Raw genomic sequence first — 15,309 nt, forward strand, 5'->3', positions numbered from 1 at the left:
CGGGCTCTCACGCGCCAGGCGTTCAGGCGGCATCGCCTTTGCTCATTGGTGCCAGCGCGGCGGGCAAACTTTTCCCCAGTTCCTGCACCAGTGAATCGCCACTGATTTCGCTAATGGATTTCGCGCCGGTCAGGGTCATGGCGACTTTCATCTCTTTCTCGATCAGGTCCAGCAGGTTGGCGACCCCCGCTTTTCCTGCCGTCGCCAGCGCGTAGAGATAGGCCCGACCCAGCAGTACGGTATCGGCCCCCAACGCAATCATACGCACGACATCCAGCCCGTTACGAATCCCGCTATCCGCCAGAATGGCGATATCGCCTTTCACCGCATCGGCAATGGCGGGCAGGGCGCGGGCGGAAGAGAGCACGCCATCGAGCTGGCGGCCGCCGTGATTCGACACCACGATACCGTCAGCGCCGAAACGTACCGCATCGCGGGCATCTTCTGGATCGAGGATCCCTTTGATCACCATTGGGCCGTCCCAGAATTCGCGTATCCACTCCAGATCTTTCCAGGAGATGGACGGATCGAAGTTATTTGCCAGCCAGCCGATATAGTCCTCAAGGCCGGTCGGTTTACCCAGATAGGCGGAAATATTGCCTAAATCATGCGGGCGACCGTTCAGGCCGACATCCCACGCCCATTTAGGGTGCATCACCGCCTGCCAGTAACGGCGCATAGCCGCGTTTGGGCCGCTCATCCCGGAGTGGGCGTCACGGTAGCGCGCGCCCGGCGTCGGCATATCCACGGTAAAGACCAGCGTGGAGCAGCCCGCCGCTTTTGCTCGTTCCAGCGCATTACGCATAAAGCCCCGGTCACGCAGTACATAAAGCTGGAACCACATCGGGCGTTTAAGCGTGGGGGCTACTTCTTCTATTGGGCAGACGGAGACGGTGGAAAGGGTGAACGGAATGCCCTTTGCGTCTGCGGCGGCGGCGGCCTGTACTTCGCCGCGACGGGCATACATGCCGCACAGGCCTACCGGCGCTAATGCCACCGGCATCGACAACGTTTCGTTAAACAGGGTCGTTTCCAGGCTTAAATCGGACATATTTTTCAGCACGCGCTGGCGCAGAGCGACTTGCGACAGGTCTTCCACATTTCGGCGCAGGGTATATTCCGCATACGCGCCGCCGTCGATGTAGTGGAAGAGGAAAGGAGGCAACGTGCGCTGAGCTGCGGCGCGATAATCGCTGGCTGCTGAAATAATCATGATTTATTCTCCCTGGTCATCTCATTATGGTCGCCGGGCAGGCGAGTAATACGCGCCTGGCGGGCCTGGTCTTCATCAAATCGTTTAATCGTGGTGTGGACAAAACTGAGGTGCGCCATCATCGCTTTACGCGCGCCCTCGGCGTTACCGTCCAGAATGGCGTCCATCACCGCCTGGTGTTGTTCCGTCAGCTTTGAGAATACGGGCGGAACGAGATACATACGCTGGCGACTCTGTTTGACGGAGGATTGCAGGACGTCGAAGAAACCGCGCATGGTTTGCAACAGCACCACATTGTGCGAGGCTTCCGCGATCGCCAGATGAAAGCGCACGTCGGCCTGGGAGGCGAGATCCGGGTCTTCGCTGAGCGTCGCATCAAAGCAGAGTCTGATTTTCTCTTTGTCGGCAGCGGTGGCACGCATGGCGGCGTGCCAGGCCGTACTGGCTTCAATGGCGTGGCGGGCCTCCAGAATGTCGAAACTGTAGTCCGGATCGTTCGCCATCAGCATTTTCAGCGGTTGCACGATATTCTGTTCAGACCAGGTTTCGTGCTGCCAGCGGACAAATGTCCCGCCGCCGCGACGGCTCACCAGCACGCCTTCGCTGACCAGCTTCGCCAGCGCTTCGCGTAAAGAGTTGCGTGATACGCCAAGCTGTAGAGCCAACTGGCGCTCGGCGGGCAATTTCATGCCCGCTTCCAGGTTTTGTTCTTCAATCAGCGCCCGCACGCGAGAGGCAATCTCGTCTGACAGGCGTTTTGGCATCACAATCACGGAATCATCCAGGTTAAAACATAGGCCTGAAGCGTAGTGATCACGCCCACCATACAGGTGAAGATCAGGCTGTGTTTGACGGTAAAACGGAACAGATCGGACTCTTTCCCTACCAGTCCCACCGCCGCGCAGGCGATGGCGATAGACTGCGGCGAGATCATCTTCCCGGTTACGCCTCCAGTGGTGTTCGCCGCCACCATCAGTACATCAGAGACGCCGATTTGCTGCGCCGCGGTAGCCTGTAGAGAGGCAAACAGCGCGTTAGATGAGGTATCCGAACCGGTCAGGAAGACACCCAGCCAGCCGAGGAACGGCGAGAAGAACGTGAAGGCGCTGCCGGTGTGCGCCAGCGCTAACGCCAGCGTGGAAGAAAGCCCGGAATAGTTCGAGATAAACGCGAACGCCAGCACCATGCCGATGGAGTAAATCGGCAACGCCAGCTCTTTCAGCGTGCTGCCAAAGGTCTGGATTGCGGCTGAGGGTTTCATTTTCAGCCAGACGATAGACAACAGCGCGGCAAACAGGATCGCCGTGCCGGTGGCGGAGAACCAGTCAAATTTATACACCGCCGCGTAAGCGGTCGCTTCGTGTACAACCGGCGGCATACGGGCGACCAGTTTATCGAGATACGGTACCGGAACGTTAATTACCCAGTCATACAGCGCGCCGCCGGGGGCAAACAACGCTTTAAACGGCGGTACGCTCCAGAGCGTGACCGTGGCGGTCAGGAACAGAAACGGCGACCAGGCGCGAACAATTTGCCCTGTCGTATAGCGGGTGCGGGCCAGCGTCTGATCGACCTGCGACGCGCCCATATCGCCGAAGCGGAAGATGCGTACCGGCTGCCAGCGTTTGAGGAACAGCGTCAGACACACCAGAGACACCAGTGAAGAGATGATGTCCGGCAGTTCCGGCCCGATAAAGTTGGAGCTGAGATACTGGGCGATAGCAAATGAGCCGCCAGAGACCATCACCGCAGGCCAGGTTTCTTTCACGCCGCGCCAGCCGTCCATAATCGCCATAATCCAGAACAGCACGATAATGGTCAGGAACGGTAGCTGACGACCGACCATCTGACCGATTTCAAAGCTGTCCAGGCCCGTGACCTGTCCGGCAACCAGAATCGGGATCCCCATCGCGCCAAAGGCGACAGGCGCGGTGTTTACAATCAGGCACAGCCCTGCCGCATACAGCGGATTAAAGCCCAGACCCACCAGCAGCGCGGCGGTTATCGCCACCGGCGCGCCGAAACCCGCCGCGCCTTCAAGGAACGCGCCGAAGCAGAAGCCGACAATCAGCATTTGCAGACGTTGATCGGGGGTAATCGACAGAATTGACGAGCGAATAATGTCGAATTGCCCGGTCTTTACCGAAATTTTATAGACGAAGACCGCGGCGATGATTATCCAGGCAATCGGCCATAGCCCGTAGAAGAAGCCATACACGACCGATGCCAGCGCGTGATCGACCGGCATTTTATAGAACAGCAGCGCGACGGCGAGCGCGATAACCACCGTCCACGAAGCGGCAACGTAGCCTTTCAGCTTGAGTTTAATCAGGGCGAAAAAGAAGAACAGGATTGGGAGCGATGCGATCAGGCTGGAAAGCCAGATATTACCCGCCGGGTCATAGTTTTGTTGCCAGAGGTTCATTGCAGGTCTCCTGAGAACCACACGCATAATGGGATGAATCTTTGCTCATCTCTTCGTCACATTATGTGTAAAAGTGGTCCTGCCAATATTGTTGTGTATGGATAATGACAACAAATAGTTAACCAGATGTTATTTATTGGCAACGGTATTGTAGAGTTAATTTAGTGAAATGTGAGTAGGCTGTGGTAACGGGCTAAAATTGGTAGGGCCAATTGAGGGGAGAGGACAGCAAAGGGAAGTGAAAAGGCAATGGCATTATGCCATTGCCTTTGATGTCGGGAGTGTTGTTACTTCATTACCACTGGAAGCCCGCGCCAATGGCCGCAGAGTAATCGCCCTGGCTGTTGCTGGTTCCTTGCAATTTATACACCCAGCCCCCGCTTTCACTTACCATGGAGACACCAATGGCGACGGCACTTTCACCATTAAACGTACCGCCAGCAATCGAGGTCATGTTGGCGCCCGGGGCGTAGGCTTGTGGCAGACCGGCCATCGCCATCGCTGAAGCGATACCGCCGCTCATCTTGTTTTCTACACCTTTGATTTTGCTGTTCATTTCACCCATTTTCTGGTCGGTATAGGTGTTTGCTTCTTCGACGCTGCGTTTCAATTGCGCATAGTTAACCGCATCCGTATCATTCACCGCCGCTGAAACATTGCCGATCCGAGTGGTACCGCCACTCCCGTCTCCCAGGTTGAGCACGCTATAGTTAACCGAGCCATCTGCATTGGTTTCATAACGCACGGAGCCTGCTTCTGAGGCTTTCAGTTGCGCCACATTAACCGCGTCAGTGTTGTTCACCCCTGCGGCAACGTTGGTAATACGGCGTTGTTGAGTAGAAGAGCCGACAGACACAGTATTAGCTTCATCTGCGACGGAATTTGTGCCTAACGCCACGCTGTTTTCAGCGGCAGCAATAGAGCCAGAGCCAATCGCGACGCTGTCCGCACCCTGGGCATTTGCATCTGCGCCATCGGTGTTGGTCTTGAAGTACTTGGTGCTACCGGTAGTGACGATATCGCCAATGCCGTTTTCGATATTGGTGACGCGGGTATCCAGATTCGATACCTGAGTATTCAGGTTAGTAATGCTCTGGGTATTCCTGGAAACCTGCGCGTCCGTTACTTTCAATTGACTCACGTTAACGGCATCGGTATCTGCCGAACCCGCCGCGACGTTAGTGATCTGACGTTGACCGTCTTCACTGCCGACAGAGAACTCACCGACAGAGTTCTGCGGTGTGTCCATGTTGTAGGCGGTGTAGTCAGTCTGTGCGCCGCGAGTGGTCTGAGAACCATTACCCATTGCAATACTGTTTGCATGGTTGGCGCGTGCGTTAGAACCGATAGCAATCCCGTTGATGGCATCAGCCATCACCAGTGTATTCAGACCAATACCAATACCTGCATCAGCATTGACGATAGTCTTCGCACCCATTGCCAGTGAGTCAGTTCCGACAGCCAGTGAATCTTCTTCCGTTGAGTTTGCGTGGTAGTACTTGGTCGGTGTAGTAGTGACCGCACCAATGGCATTTTGTAACTGACGAACTGTTACCGCATCTTGCGCTTCAGAGCCGTCAGCAACGTTGGTAATTTGACGATAGCTTTCTCCATCCGTCCCCAATGACAACGCGCCCAGCAACTCTCTGTCTGTTGTATTGTAGCCAATCACCACGCCATCGCTTGTTGCGCTCGTTTCTCGTATACCGGTTGTAATAGCGCGGTTAGAGGTGGAGCCACTGCCCAAAGCGATACTGCCCTCAATGCTGCTGCTGCTGTTTTGGCCAAGAGCCAGACTGCCAGCGCCAGAGGCGACGGCGTCGTAACCTACTGCCGTTGCGCCGTTACCCGTTGCGTATGCATCCTGGCCTTCAAGCCCGTTATCATTCGTACGGATGTATTTCACGCCGGTACCATTTTCCGTGATATAGGTTTCGCTGGTATCGCCGGCTAGTTGGCTAATAGATTCATTATACTGAGAAATCATCATGTTAGTTTCATAGAGCTGAGAGCCATTAACGGCGTCAGTACTGTCACTGGCGATTTCACCTGCTGCCACATTGGTTATCTTATTGGTACCGCTGGTACCGTGGCTGGCGCTGAACGCACCCTCTTCGTCATCCCAGCTCAGTGCATCGGTACCAAGGTTGGTGATGGACGTATTGATATCCGCGATAGCAGAGGTGTTTTGATCCACCTTCTGGTTGGTTTCATACAACTGTGATCCGTTTACCGCGTCTGTACTGTCCTCAGAAAGCGCCCCGGCGGCGACATTGGTTATTTTACTGGTGCTTCCACCGTGGTTTGCGCTGAAAGCGCGGGTGTCTTCGTCCCATAACAGAGCGTTATCAGTGAGGCCGGTAATGGACGTATTAATGTCGGAGACAGAAGTATTCAGGTTCTCAATCGCGGTGCTGTTCTGAGTGATGTTGGTGGTATTGGCGGCGATATCGGTCGTGTTCTGATCCACTTTTTCATTGGTTTCGAACAACTGCGATCCGTTAACCGCGTCGGTACTTTCTTCAGACAGCTCTCCGGCAGCAACGTTGGTGATTTTGTTTGTCGTACTACTTCCGTGGCTGGCAGAGAACGAACCCGTTGTTTCATTCCAGCTCAGGTTGTCAGAGCTAAGATTGGTGATGGACGTATTAATATCTGCGATAGCAGAGGTGTTTTGATCCACCTTCTGGTTGGTTTCATACAACTGAGAGCCGTTCACCGCGTCTGTACTGTCTTCAGAAAGGTCCCCGGCGGCGACATTGATGATTTTACTGGCGCTTCCGTTGCGGTTAGCGTTGAATGCGCTAGTGTCAACATCCCACAACAGGGCATCGTCAGTGAGCGTGGTGACGGAATTGCTCAGGTTGTTGATGCTGGTGGTGTTGGTGGCAATATCAGTGGTGTTCTGATTAATGCTGGTTGTATTGGCAGCGATATCAGTGGCGTTCTGAGACACATTTTCGTTGGTGGCAAACAGCTGGGAGCCGTTAACGGCATCGGTGCTGTCCGCAGCCAGGGTACCCGCCGCCAGATTGGTGATTTTACTGTCGCTTCCGTTGTGCTTAGCGCTGAATGCGCCAGAGGCTGCATCCCAAAGCAGGGCATCATCGGTGAGCGTGGTGACGGAGTCGCTCAGACTGTTGATATTGGTGGTGTTGGTGGCGATATCAGTGGTGTTCTGATTGATGCTGGTGGTGTTGGCAGCGATGTCAGTGGTGTTCTGCGACACATTTTCGTTGGTGGCAAACAACTGAGAGCCGTTAACGGCGTCGGTGCTGTCCGCAGCCAGGGTACCCGCCGCCAGATTGGTGATTTTACTGTCGCTTCCGTTGTGCTTAGCGCTGAATGCGCCAGAGGCTGCATCCCAAAGCAGGGCATCGTCGGTGAGCGTGGTGACGGAGTCGCTCAGGCTGTTGATATTGGTGGTGTTGGCGGCGATATCAGTGGTGTTCTGATTGATGCTGGTCGTATTGGCGGCGATATCGGTTGTGTTCTGGTTAATGCTGTCGGTATTAGCGGTAATTTCAGCGGTGTTCTGGTTAATGCTGCCGGTATTGGTGGCGATATCAGCAGTGTTCTGATCCACTTTCTCGTTCGTATCAAACAACTGAGAGCCGTTAACGGCGTCGGTGCTGTCCGCAGCCAGGGCGCCTGCCGCCAGATTGGTGATTTTGCTGACGTTTCCCGTGTGGCTAGCGCTAAAGGCGCTGGTGCTGTCATCCCACAACAGCGCGTCTTCGGCTAATCCTGCGACAGAGGCCTCTGTATTAGTGATAGAAGTGTTAAGTGCGCTTAATGCACTGCCTACGTTATTGTAGATGCCTGTGCCTACCTCGTAGAGGGGCGCATTCACTGTACCATCAGAATTAACGGAAGCCCCTCCGCCGAGTCGATCGGCGACGGATTGACTTAAAGAATAAATTTGCGCACCTGTAACGGCATCGGTACTGGTGGAATTGATGTCGCCTTTAGCAACGTAGGTGATCTGCCGCTGAGTGGTGCTGTTACCCACGGCGACGGAATTGTCTTCCTGGGCGATAGAGCCCGAGCCAAGGGCAACTGAGTTGGTGCCTACCGCTTTTGCGCCATTACCAAAAGCAGCGCTGTCGTCGCCGCTCGCAGTGGCTTGATAACCTAATGCAGCAGAAGTTGCTCCGCTTGCGACAGATTTATAACCTAATGCAACCGATTTTGCGCCGCTCGAATTGGCATACACGCCCATTGCCATTGAATAACTTCCACTGGCTGAGGATGAGGCCCCCATCGCAATGGCCCGGTCACCGGCTGAAGTCGATTTTACGCCAAGCGCTAGCGAAGAGTCGCCGGTGGACTGGCTGTATGAACCAATGGCGGTACTCCATTTCCCCATTGCGGAGGCATGATAACCCATTGCGGCGCTTGCGCCATCAACGTTGGTGTAAGTATTGGCTGTGGCATCAGTACCAATTGCAATCCACCCGCTTCCCGTTGTGCCTGATACCGTAACACCGCTGCCGGTATCGTTCCCTGCATTGGCCAGCGCATCTGCAGAGACCATAATACTGCTAAGACCGACGAGTGCGGAAACCGCCAGCTTTCTGCGGCCGCTTTTTTTTCCGCGGCTTTTTGCCGTCTCGCTGGTGACAATAAATGTTCCCGTAGCGGCATTCCAGAGGACTTTAAATATTCTGTTCATGAATAAGTGCTTTCCTTTTCTAAAATAGTTGTATCAATGGCTATTATTTTTTTGGCTTCTTTTTCGTATCATTAATAGGTTGTATGCTGTCGAATATGACATTCTCCATGTCAATACCTATTTTTAGATACTTAAGATTATTGGGCGCTACGCCTTTTAATGTTAGCGTGACGTTTGTCCATGCTCCCGGTAAGAGTTCGATTGTCGAGTCCATTTTCGTGTTGAGCAGGAGTTGTCGCCAGCGAGGCAGATCTTTTGCCTCGGAGGGTTTTTTCGTACCCCATGTCATATTAAACGCAAGGTTTGATACGGGAATGCTGAGTAAGTTAACTAAATCAAGATGAATAACACTTCCATTATCTATTGGCTCAATAGATAGAATACGCCCGGCTAATCCGATATTGCCGTTGTTAATAATAAAATAGTGCGTTTGTGATGGGTCCAGTTCTGTATAGTCGAATAGCCGTTGTTTGCGTTCAACGCGGCCAACGACTTCGGCAATCTTTTGAGTCGTGCTGATAACCGTAGTTTGTTGTTTTTCTAGCAAATTTATCTTTACTTCTTGTTCTTTTTGTTGTTTTTCTAACAGGTTTATCTTTGCTTCTTGTTCTTTTTTTTGTTTTTTCAGTTCTTCAACAAGGTGCTTATCTGCGAAGTAATCACAACCAGACAAAAAAAATGTGAATCCCAAAGCAAGCAGGGGGATAAATTTTCCATTTTTGTACATATAAAATATCCTTGTTAATAATTTATATAATATAAATAGTTAACCTATTATTTATACAGCCAACTCATCATTTTGCGAGCATTGCCAATAGCCATTAACGTATGGTTATAATGAAAACATTCATTGCTTCTATAGGAGTGTGCAAATACCCGACGTTGTTTATCAATTACTCATAACAATGCTTTATAAAAATATAATTATAATATTTATGTATGAGCATTTTTTTTCATGGATGATAATGTTATTTAATTTCGCGGGTCAATTATATTCTGCGGGTTATGAGAAAAGAGGATGAAAAAATTCATTGTATAAATACAAACAGGCACGATAGTGGAATTTTTTATCCTGAAAAAGCAGGGATTGCCGTTAAAAATGAACCTGTATATAAACTATGTAAATACTTCTATGAAAAATTCGGAATATAGCCCGATGCATTCAAGACACCCTCCGTACAACGGGTGTCTTGAGAGCCTGGGATGCGGAAGGTTTAGAACTCGCTCTTCGCGAAACCTGTCATCTCTTTGAGCCCCATTTCCCGGCCCAGCGCCGTCATCGGGTGGACAACAATCAGGCCACGCACGCTTTTCTTCAACTTGCCCATGTCGGCCTGCTCTTTTTTAGTGATCGCGCGGCGAAACGGCAGGTTCATCAGCTTCTGCGCTTCTTTACTCAGTTTCTGGCTGTGTACTTCGCGCAGACGGATAATTTCTGCTTCCAGCGTCTCTTTTTCTTTTTCCAGCTCCGCGTATTTATCGGCGGATTCAACCAGAGAGAGACCTGCCTGCTGGTGGCGAATAGCGTCAAGACGATCGCTCAGGCGTTTAATTTCGTTTTTTTCGACTTCTTTCATGGGATAGCTTCTGATAGAAATGGGATAGATACCCTATAGTATGCGCGCAGTGAGTGATTCTTCACAACTCATGACGTAAAGATAATCAATTATGGCAAGTATTACACTGCTCATTATTTAATTATCTCGTTGAGAATAAAATCCTTTTTGACGAAAGAAAAGATGAAGCGCCCTTTTGTCGGCAAGAAAAGCGATTAAGCACATTTTCCTCAATGACAACGCTAAATTGATCCTAAACTCAAATAAGCGACCGCGGGAGTCAGACGCGGGTCACACATGGAGGATCTATCATGGCAAAAATAGGTGAGAACGTACCACTTCTTATTGATAAAGCCGTCGATTTTATGGCGTCCAGCCAGGCGTTCCGTGAATACTTGAATAAAACGCCGCCGCGTGATTATGTTCCTTCCGAAGTGCCGTCGGAGAGCGCGCCCATTTATTTGCAGCGTCTGGAATATTACCGGCGGCTGTACCGACCAAAAGAAGAAGAAAGAGGTTAACGGCGGGATTTACTTTTGAAAGGCCTTTTTTAAGCTGATTTTAGAAATCAGCTCGGTCAGAGAGAGGACCATCGTCGAACGCACCGCCTGTTGGTAGCGCTGAATTTGCATGGCGTATAGCGCCGCGTCGGACGTATCAAAATGCGGCGGCGGCGGCAGCGCCATGACGCAGTGCAGTTCGCCAAACGGCCCGAGGATTTCATCGTCGGTAAAGGCGTACTCATTGCCGTCGTGATTCAGCTCTTCGCGCAGCGCCATTAACAGCTCCGCATCTTCATATTCGGTGCGGCTGAGTACGCCCAGGCCATAGATAAGTTTCAGACGTACCGAAAGATCGCCCAGCGGCCCGTCGCCGTCCAGCAACGGTTCCACAGCGTATTTCACGGCATAGTCGTCTTTGCGAAACACCTGGAGCACCAGAATATTCACCGCCTCGGTCAGTAACTCGACGGCGGTAATCAGGAAGCTCCGTACGGTTTTGCCAGCATTCAGACGCTCAAGCACACGATTTTCAAAGGCCTGGGTTTGTTCCATTATTGCCTGCATATCTGACAATCTGTTATTTGGGCGCAGGCTAACCTGCGCCGGGTTCTGCGTCATTTGGTCGCGTTATATGCGTTAACCGCCTCCGCCACCACATCGCTATTGGCATCCAGCCCGGAAATTTGCGCCAGCGCGGCCTGCGGGCCTTTTTCGGTAATCAGCGCCGCCAACTCTTGCGCCTGCGGATCTTCATCGCTACGGAAATGCATCGCCGCCGCGATCCCTTTGACCAGATTCACATGCGGCAGACCATATTCCAGGGTGCCAAGCAGCGGTTTGATCAGACGGTCGCCCGCGCTGAGTTTGCGTAACGGCTGACGGCCTACGCGTTCGACATCATCTTTCAGATACGGGTTTTCAAAACGACCGAGGATTTTCTGAATGTATGCCGCATGTTTGTCGGCATCAAAACCGTAGCGTTTGATCAGCACCGCGCCGCTTTCTTCCATCGCGCCTTTCACCACCGCGCGAATACCCTCATCGAGAATGGCGTCGCGAATGGTTTGATGACCGGCTAATTTGCCGAGGTACGCGGTTATAGCATGACCTGTGTTCAGCGTGAAGAGTTTACGTTCGACAAATGCCATCAGGTTATCCGTTAACTCCATCCCCGGAATGTTTGGCAACGCGCCTTTAAACTGGGTTTTATCGACGATCCACTCGCTGAAGGTTTCTACCGTCACTTCCAGCGGATCGTTGGTCGCAGAAGCAGATGGCGGCACAATACGGTCAACGGCGGAATCGACAAAACCGACGTGCTGTTCAACCCAGGCTTTATCGCCATCCGCCAGCGCGTTCATTACGTGGCCTTTCAGCTGCGTGGTGCCGCGCACCATATTTTCGCAGGCGATGATATTCAGTGGGGCATCCACTCCCTGCGCCTTACGTTTTGCCAGCCCTTTAGCGATGGCCGGAGCGATACGCTCAAGCACAACCGGACCCACGGCAGTAGTGATTAAATCAACGTGGGCAATCAGGTCGACAACATCATCGCCGATGCTGCTGACAGCGTTGACGCCGGAAACGGTATCCACCTGCTCATTTTCACCCACAACATGAACCTGATAGCTATGACGGGCATTCAGGGCATCGAGTACGACCTGATTTACATCCGCAAACGTCAGTTGTATCCCCGCGTCAGCCAGCAGTTTGCCGATAAAGCCACGACCGATATTACCTGCGCCAAAATGTAATGCTTTCATAGTATTAACCTTCATTAATGTTTTTACCCGAGAGGGCTGGGGTGAGGCTTTTCCCTCAACCTAACCCTCTCCACAAGGGAGAGGATTTTGTAGGCCCGGTAAGCGTGAGCGCCACCGGGCAATAACGCTTACTTACGACCTGCCAGCAGTTCCAGCACTTCATCCACGCTGGTGGTGTGCGCCAGACGTTCGATCACGGATTCATCATCCAGCGCGTTGGTCAGGCTGGTAATCACTTGAATGTGCTCATTGTTACGTGCGGCGATACCAATGACCAGACGGGCAATATCGTCTTCTTCTTCACCGAAGCGTACGCCTTCCGGATACTGGCAGAACACCACGCCGGTTTTCAGCACGCGGTCTTTAGCTTCTACTGTACCGTGCGGTACTGCGATGGATTCACCGAGGTAAGTCGGCGTCAGCTTTTCGCGGTCCAGCATCGCCTCGACGTATTCCGGCTCAACATAGCCGCCTTTCACCAGTTGTTCACCGGCAAAGCGAATCGCCTCTTCTTTGTTAGCGGCTTTACGGCCCAGGAAGATATTCTCCGCGCCCAGCTTGAACAGGTTGTTATCACCCTCCTCAAAGCTGTCTTTCAGATGGTCGCGGACTTTCTCTTCATTAGTATTGTGGCGCTGTGCGGCAACCAGACGTTCGGTCAGGCTGGTGTACAGGCCGCTATCCAGGAAGTTGGTCAGCGAAATATGCTGTGCCTGCGGTACCTGACGCATCGCGCGCTCGGTCAGGTCACGGTGAGTAATGACCAGATCCACATCCGGCGGCAGATTATTAATGGCGCTGTTGGTGACGGAAATCTGAGACAGACCCGCATCCTGCACTTTCTTACGCAGTACCCCTGCGCCCATGGCGCTGGAACCCATACCGGCATCGCAAGCCACGATGATTTTACGCACATGGCTGAGGTCATTGGTGACGTCGCCAGCCGCCAGCGGAGAGGCGCCTTTAGATTCCGCTTTCATGTCATGCATACGACGGGTGGCCGCTTCAATGTCATCTTCTTCTTTCACTTTGCTGGTTTTCAGCAGAATTGCAGACACCACGAAGGAGACCGCCATTGCCGCCACGATGGCCGCGATGTTAGCGAAGTAAGCGCCTTTTGGCGTCATCGCCAGTACCGCCAGAATGGAACCCGGAGATGCCGGAGAGACCAGACCGCCGTTCAGGATGGTCAGGGTGAATACGCCGGTCATACCGCCGAGAATCACCGCCAGAATCAGGCGTGGGTTCATCAGCACGTACGGGAAGTAAATTTCGTGGATACCGCCCAGGAAGTGGATAATTGCCGCGCCGCCCGCAGACTGTTTAGCGCTGCCGCGACCGAAGAACATGTACGCCAGCAGGACGCCCATCCCCGGACCCGGGTTAGCTTCAATCAGGAAGAAGATGGATTTACCCATCTCATGGGACTGCTGGATACCCAGCGGTGAGAAGATGCCGTGGTTAATCGCGTTATTGAGGAACAGGATTTTCGCCGGTTCAACAAAAATGGACGCCAGCGGCAGCATATCGTGCGCCACCATGAAGTTAACGCCCGCCGCCAGAATTTTGGACAGGACTTCAACCGCCGGACCAATACCGAGGAACGCCAGCATGGCGAGGATCATACCGATGATGCCAGCGGAGAAGTTGTTCACCAGCATCTCAAAACCGGATTTGATCTTACCGTCTACCCAACTGTCGAATTTCTTAATGCAGTAGCCGCCTAATGGACCGGCGATCATCGAGCCGAGGAACATCGGCATATCCGCGCCGACAATAACGCCCATGGTAGTGATAGCGCCCACTACGCCGCCGCGTTCGCCGCCAACCAGACGACCGCCGGTATAACCGATGAGCAGCGGCAGCAGGTAGGTGATCATCGGACCAACCAGTTTCGCCAGCGTTTCGTTAGGCAACCACCCTGTTGGAATAAATAATGCGGTGATAATACCCCACGCGATAAACGCGCCGATATTAGGCATCACCATATTGCTGAGGAATCGACCAAAGCTTTGCACTTTGATCTTAATATCGGATGACATAAAAACACCCCTTCTTATGTTGCTGTCGCGCAGGCTGAAAGCCCGAGGTTTGTTAATGTAGCGGCAGAGGTAGCCGGACCCTGTAGTGTAGATACTGCGCAATCTGGCACTGAATCGTTCAACTGTCCAGACAGGGACAATTTATGTGATTTGTGTCACATAAATATAGGGGGTAGAGAGGTAATTGATGTGATATTGATCACAAAGTTACTGTGTAAAAAAACAACGAATCTCATTTTTAGCCCTTAAAAGGCTATTTTATGTGAGATATTTCACACTTTTATTTTGGTGCTTTGTTGAATTTTTGTGATCCTCTTCACAAGAAATTTTAAGCCCGGGTAACGTCAATACGATCCGACAAACATTTTGTCGCGAGCCCTCTCACGTTATGTCATTCAGCAACTTCCTTTTGTGTCTCTTTTCGTCTTATTTGAGCCATACTATGATTTTTACTGGTTGGCAAAAAGGACACGGCATGAAACTCATCGGTAGCTACACCAGCCCTTTTGTGCGCAAAATCTCTGTTCTGCTGCTCGAAAAGGGTATTACCTTCGAATTTATTAATGAACTACCTTACGAGGCGGATAACGGCGTGGCGCAATACAACCCTCTGGGTAAGGTGCCAGCGCTGGTGACGGAGAAAGGGGAGTATTGGTTCGATTCGCCGATCATCGCGGAATATATTGAGCTGCTGGATATCGCGCCAGCGATGCTCCCGCGTGACCCGATGGCAGCGCTTAAAGTTCGCCAGCTTGAAGCGTTGGCTGACGGCATTATGGATGCAGCGTTGGTTTCTGTACGCGAACAGGCGCGCCCGGCGGCGCAACAATCGGAAACGGAACTGTTGCGCCAGCGGGAAAAAATCAACCGCAGCCTGGATATGCTCGAAAGTTATCTGAGCGACGGGACACTAAAAACGGATACGGTCAATCTGGCGACTATCGCGATTGCCTGTGCGGTAGGCTATCTCAACTTCCGCCGGGTCGCGCCTGGCTGGTGCGTTAGCCGCCCCCACCTGGTCAAACTGGTCGAAACGCTTTTTCAGCGCGAAAGCTTTGCCCGCACCGAAGCGCCAAAGGCTTGACGCGCATTATGTCCGCCTGAGCAAACTCACGTTACAATCCCCCTTATG

11 protein-coding genes are annotated in these 15,309 nt (G+C 52.4%); 2 read left to right on the forward strand and 9 right to left on the reverse strand.

From position 1 onward, the window contains the following. Positions 1-22 precede the first annotated feature (22 nt). From lldD to HU143_RS00775, 6 genes are all read right to left on the reverse strand, one after another. Positions 23-1,213 carry an FMN-dependent L-lactate dehydrogenase LldD gene (gene lldD / locus HU143_RS00750; RefSeq protein WP_001635973.1) on the reverse strand — a complete coding sequence of 397 codons (1,191 nt, stop codon included), beginning with the start codon at positions 1,211-1,213 and terminating at the stop codon, positions 23-25. After that, complete coding sequence (gene lldR, locus HU143_RS00755) at positions 1,210-1,986, reverse strand: transcriptional regulator LldR (RefSeq protein WP_000636696.1); 777 nt, start codon at positions 1,984-1,986, stop codon at positions 1,210-1,212. The genes lldD and lldR overlap by 4 nt, the downstream gene beginning before the upstream one ends. After that, on the reverse strand, positions 1,983-3,638 hold the full coding sequence (gene lldP / locus HU143_RS00760; protein ID WP_001055309.1) for an L-lactate permease: 1,656 nt from the start codon (positions 3,636-3,638) through the stop codon (positions 1,983-1,985). The genes lldR and lldP overlap by 4 nt, the downstream gene beginning before the upstream one ends. A gap of 295 nt (positions 3,639-3,933) precedes the next feature. Continuing rightward, a complete protein-coding gene (gene sadA, locus HU143_RS00765; RefSeq protein ID WP_051129323.1) occupies positions 3,934-8,313 on the reverse strand; it encodes a trimeric autotransporter adhesin SadA in 4,380 nt (1,459 codons plus the stop codon). A 43-nt stretch (positions 8,314-8,356) separates the two neighbouring features. Next, positions 8,357-9,040, reverse strand: coding sequence for a DUF3251 domain-containing protein (locus tag HU143_RS00770; protein ID WP_023234006.1), 684 nt, complete (start codon positions 9,038-9,040; stop codon positions 8,357-8,359). A 487-nt stretch (positions 9,041-9,527) separates the two neighbouring features. After that, positions 9,528-9,890, reverse strand: coding sequence for a YibL family ribosome-associated protein (locus HU143_RS00775; RefSeq protein WP_000665687.1), 363 nt, complete (start codon positions 9,888-9,890; stop codon positions 9,528-9,530). Between the two features lie 290 nt (positions 9,891-10,180). On the opposite strand from HU143_RS00775, the gene HU143_RS00780 reads away from it, so the two are divergent. Continuing rightward, on the forward strand, positions 10,181-10,390 hold the full coding sequence (locus tag HU143_RS00780; RefSeq protein WP_001062558.1) for a hypothetical protein: 210 nt from the start codon (positions 10,181-10,183) through the stop codon (positions 10,388-10,390). A gap of 9 nt (positions 10,391-10,399) precedes the next feature. Here HU143_RS00780 and mtlR read toward each other — a convergent pair whose 3' ends face one another. The 3 genes from mtlR to mtlA all read right to left on the reverse strand — a co-directional run bounded on the left by mtlR (position 10,400) and on the right by mtlA (position 14,177). Beyond that, complete coding sequence (gene mtlR, locus HU143_RS00785) at positions 10,400-10,990, reverse strand: mannitol operon repressor MtlR (protein WP_000193201.1); 591 nt, start codon at positions 10,988-10,990, stop codon at positions 10,400-10,402. Then, a complete protein-coding gene (gene mtlD / locus HU143_RS00790) occupies positions 10,987-12,135 on the reverse strand; it encodes a mannitol-1-phosphate 5-dehydrogenase (RefSeq protein WP_023227141.1) in 1,149 nt (382 codons plus the stop codon). Before mtlD ends, mtlR begins: the two co-directional genes overlap by 4 nt. 128 nt (positions 12,136-12,263) lie before the next feature. Further along, on the reverse strand, positions 12,264-14,177 hold the full coding sequence (gene mtlA, locus HU143_RS00795; RefSeq protein ID WP_023227140.1) for a PTS mannitol transporter subunit IICBA: 1,914 nt from the start codon (positions 14,175-14,177) through the stop codon (positions 12,264-12,266). A gap of 475 nt (positions 14,178-14,652) precedes the next feature. Between mtlA and HU143_RS00800 the strand changes: the two genes are divergently transcribed. Continuing rightward, positions 14,653-15,261 (forward strand): glutathione S-transferase, encoded by a 609-nt coding sequence (locus HU143_RS00800; protein ID WP_000766681.1) that lies wholly within the window; start codon positions 14,653-14,655, stop codon positions 15,259-15,261. The last annotated feature ends 48 nt before the right edge of the window (positions 15,262-15,309 follow it).

Origin of the sequence: Salmonella sp. SJTUF14076, from assembly GCF_015534835.1 — a bacterium.
Lineage (GTDB): Bacteria > Pseudomonadota > Gammaproteobacteria > Enterobacterales > Enterobacteriaceae > Salmonella > Salmonella enterica.

Coding starts and splice junctions, on each gene's coding strand:
- sadA (WP_051129323.1), bottom strand. CDS start 8,313: ATGAACAGAATATTTAAAGTCCTCTGGAATGCCGCTACGGGAACATTT.
- HU143_RS00780 (WP_001062558.1), top strand. CDS start 10,181: ATGGCAAAAATAGGTGAGAACGTACCACTTCTTATTGATAAAGCCGTC.
- mtlA (WP_023227140.1), bottom strand. CDS start 14,177: ATGTCATCCGATATTAAGATCAAAGTGCAAAGCTTTGGTCGATTCCTC.
- mtlR (WP_000193201.1), bottom strand. CDS start 10,990: ATGACGCAGAACCCGGCGCAGGTTAGCCTGCGCCCAAATAACAGATTG.
- HU143_RS00800 (WP_000766681.1), top strand. CDS start 14,653: ATGAAACTCATCGGTAGCTACACCAGCCCTTTTGTGCGCAAAATCTCT.
- mtlD (WP_023227141.1), bottom strand. CDS start 12,135: ATGAAAGCATTACATTTTGGCGCAGGTAATATCGGTCGTGGCTTTATC.
- lldP (WP_001055309.1), bottom strand. CDS start 3,638: ATGAACCTCTGGCAACAAAACTATGACCCGGCGGGTAATATCTGGCTT.
- lldD (WP_001635973.1), bottom strand. CDS start 1,213: ATGATTATTTCAGCAGCCAGCGATTATCGCGCCGCAGCTCAGCGCACG.
- HU143_RS00775 (WP_000665687.1), bottom strand. CDS start 9,890: ATGAAAGAAGTCGAAAAAAACGAAATTAAACGCCTGAGCGATCGTCTT.
- HU143_RS00770 (WP_023234006.1), bottom strand. CDS start 9,040: ATGTACAAAAATGGAAAATTTATCCCCCTGCTTGCTTTGGGATTCACA.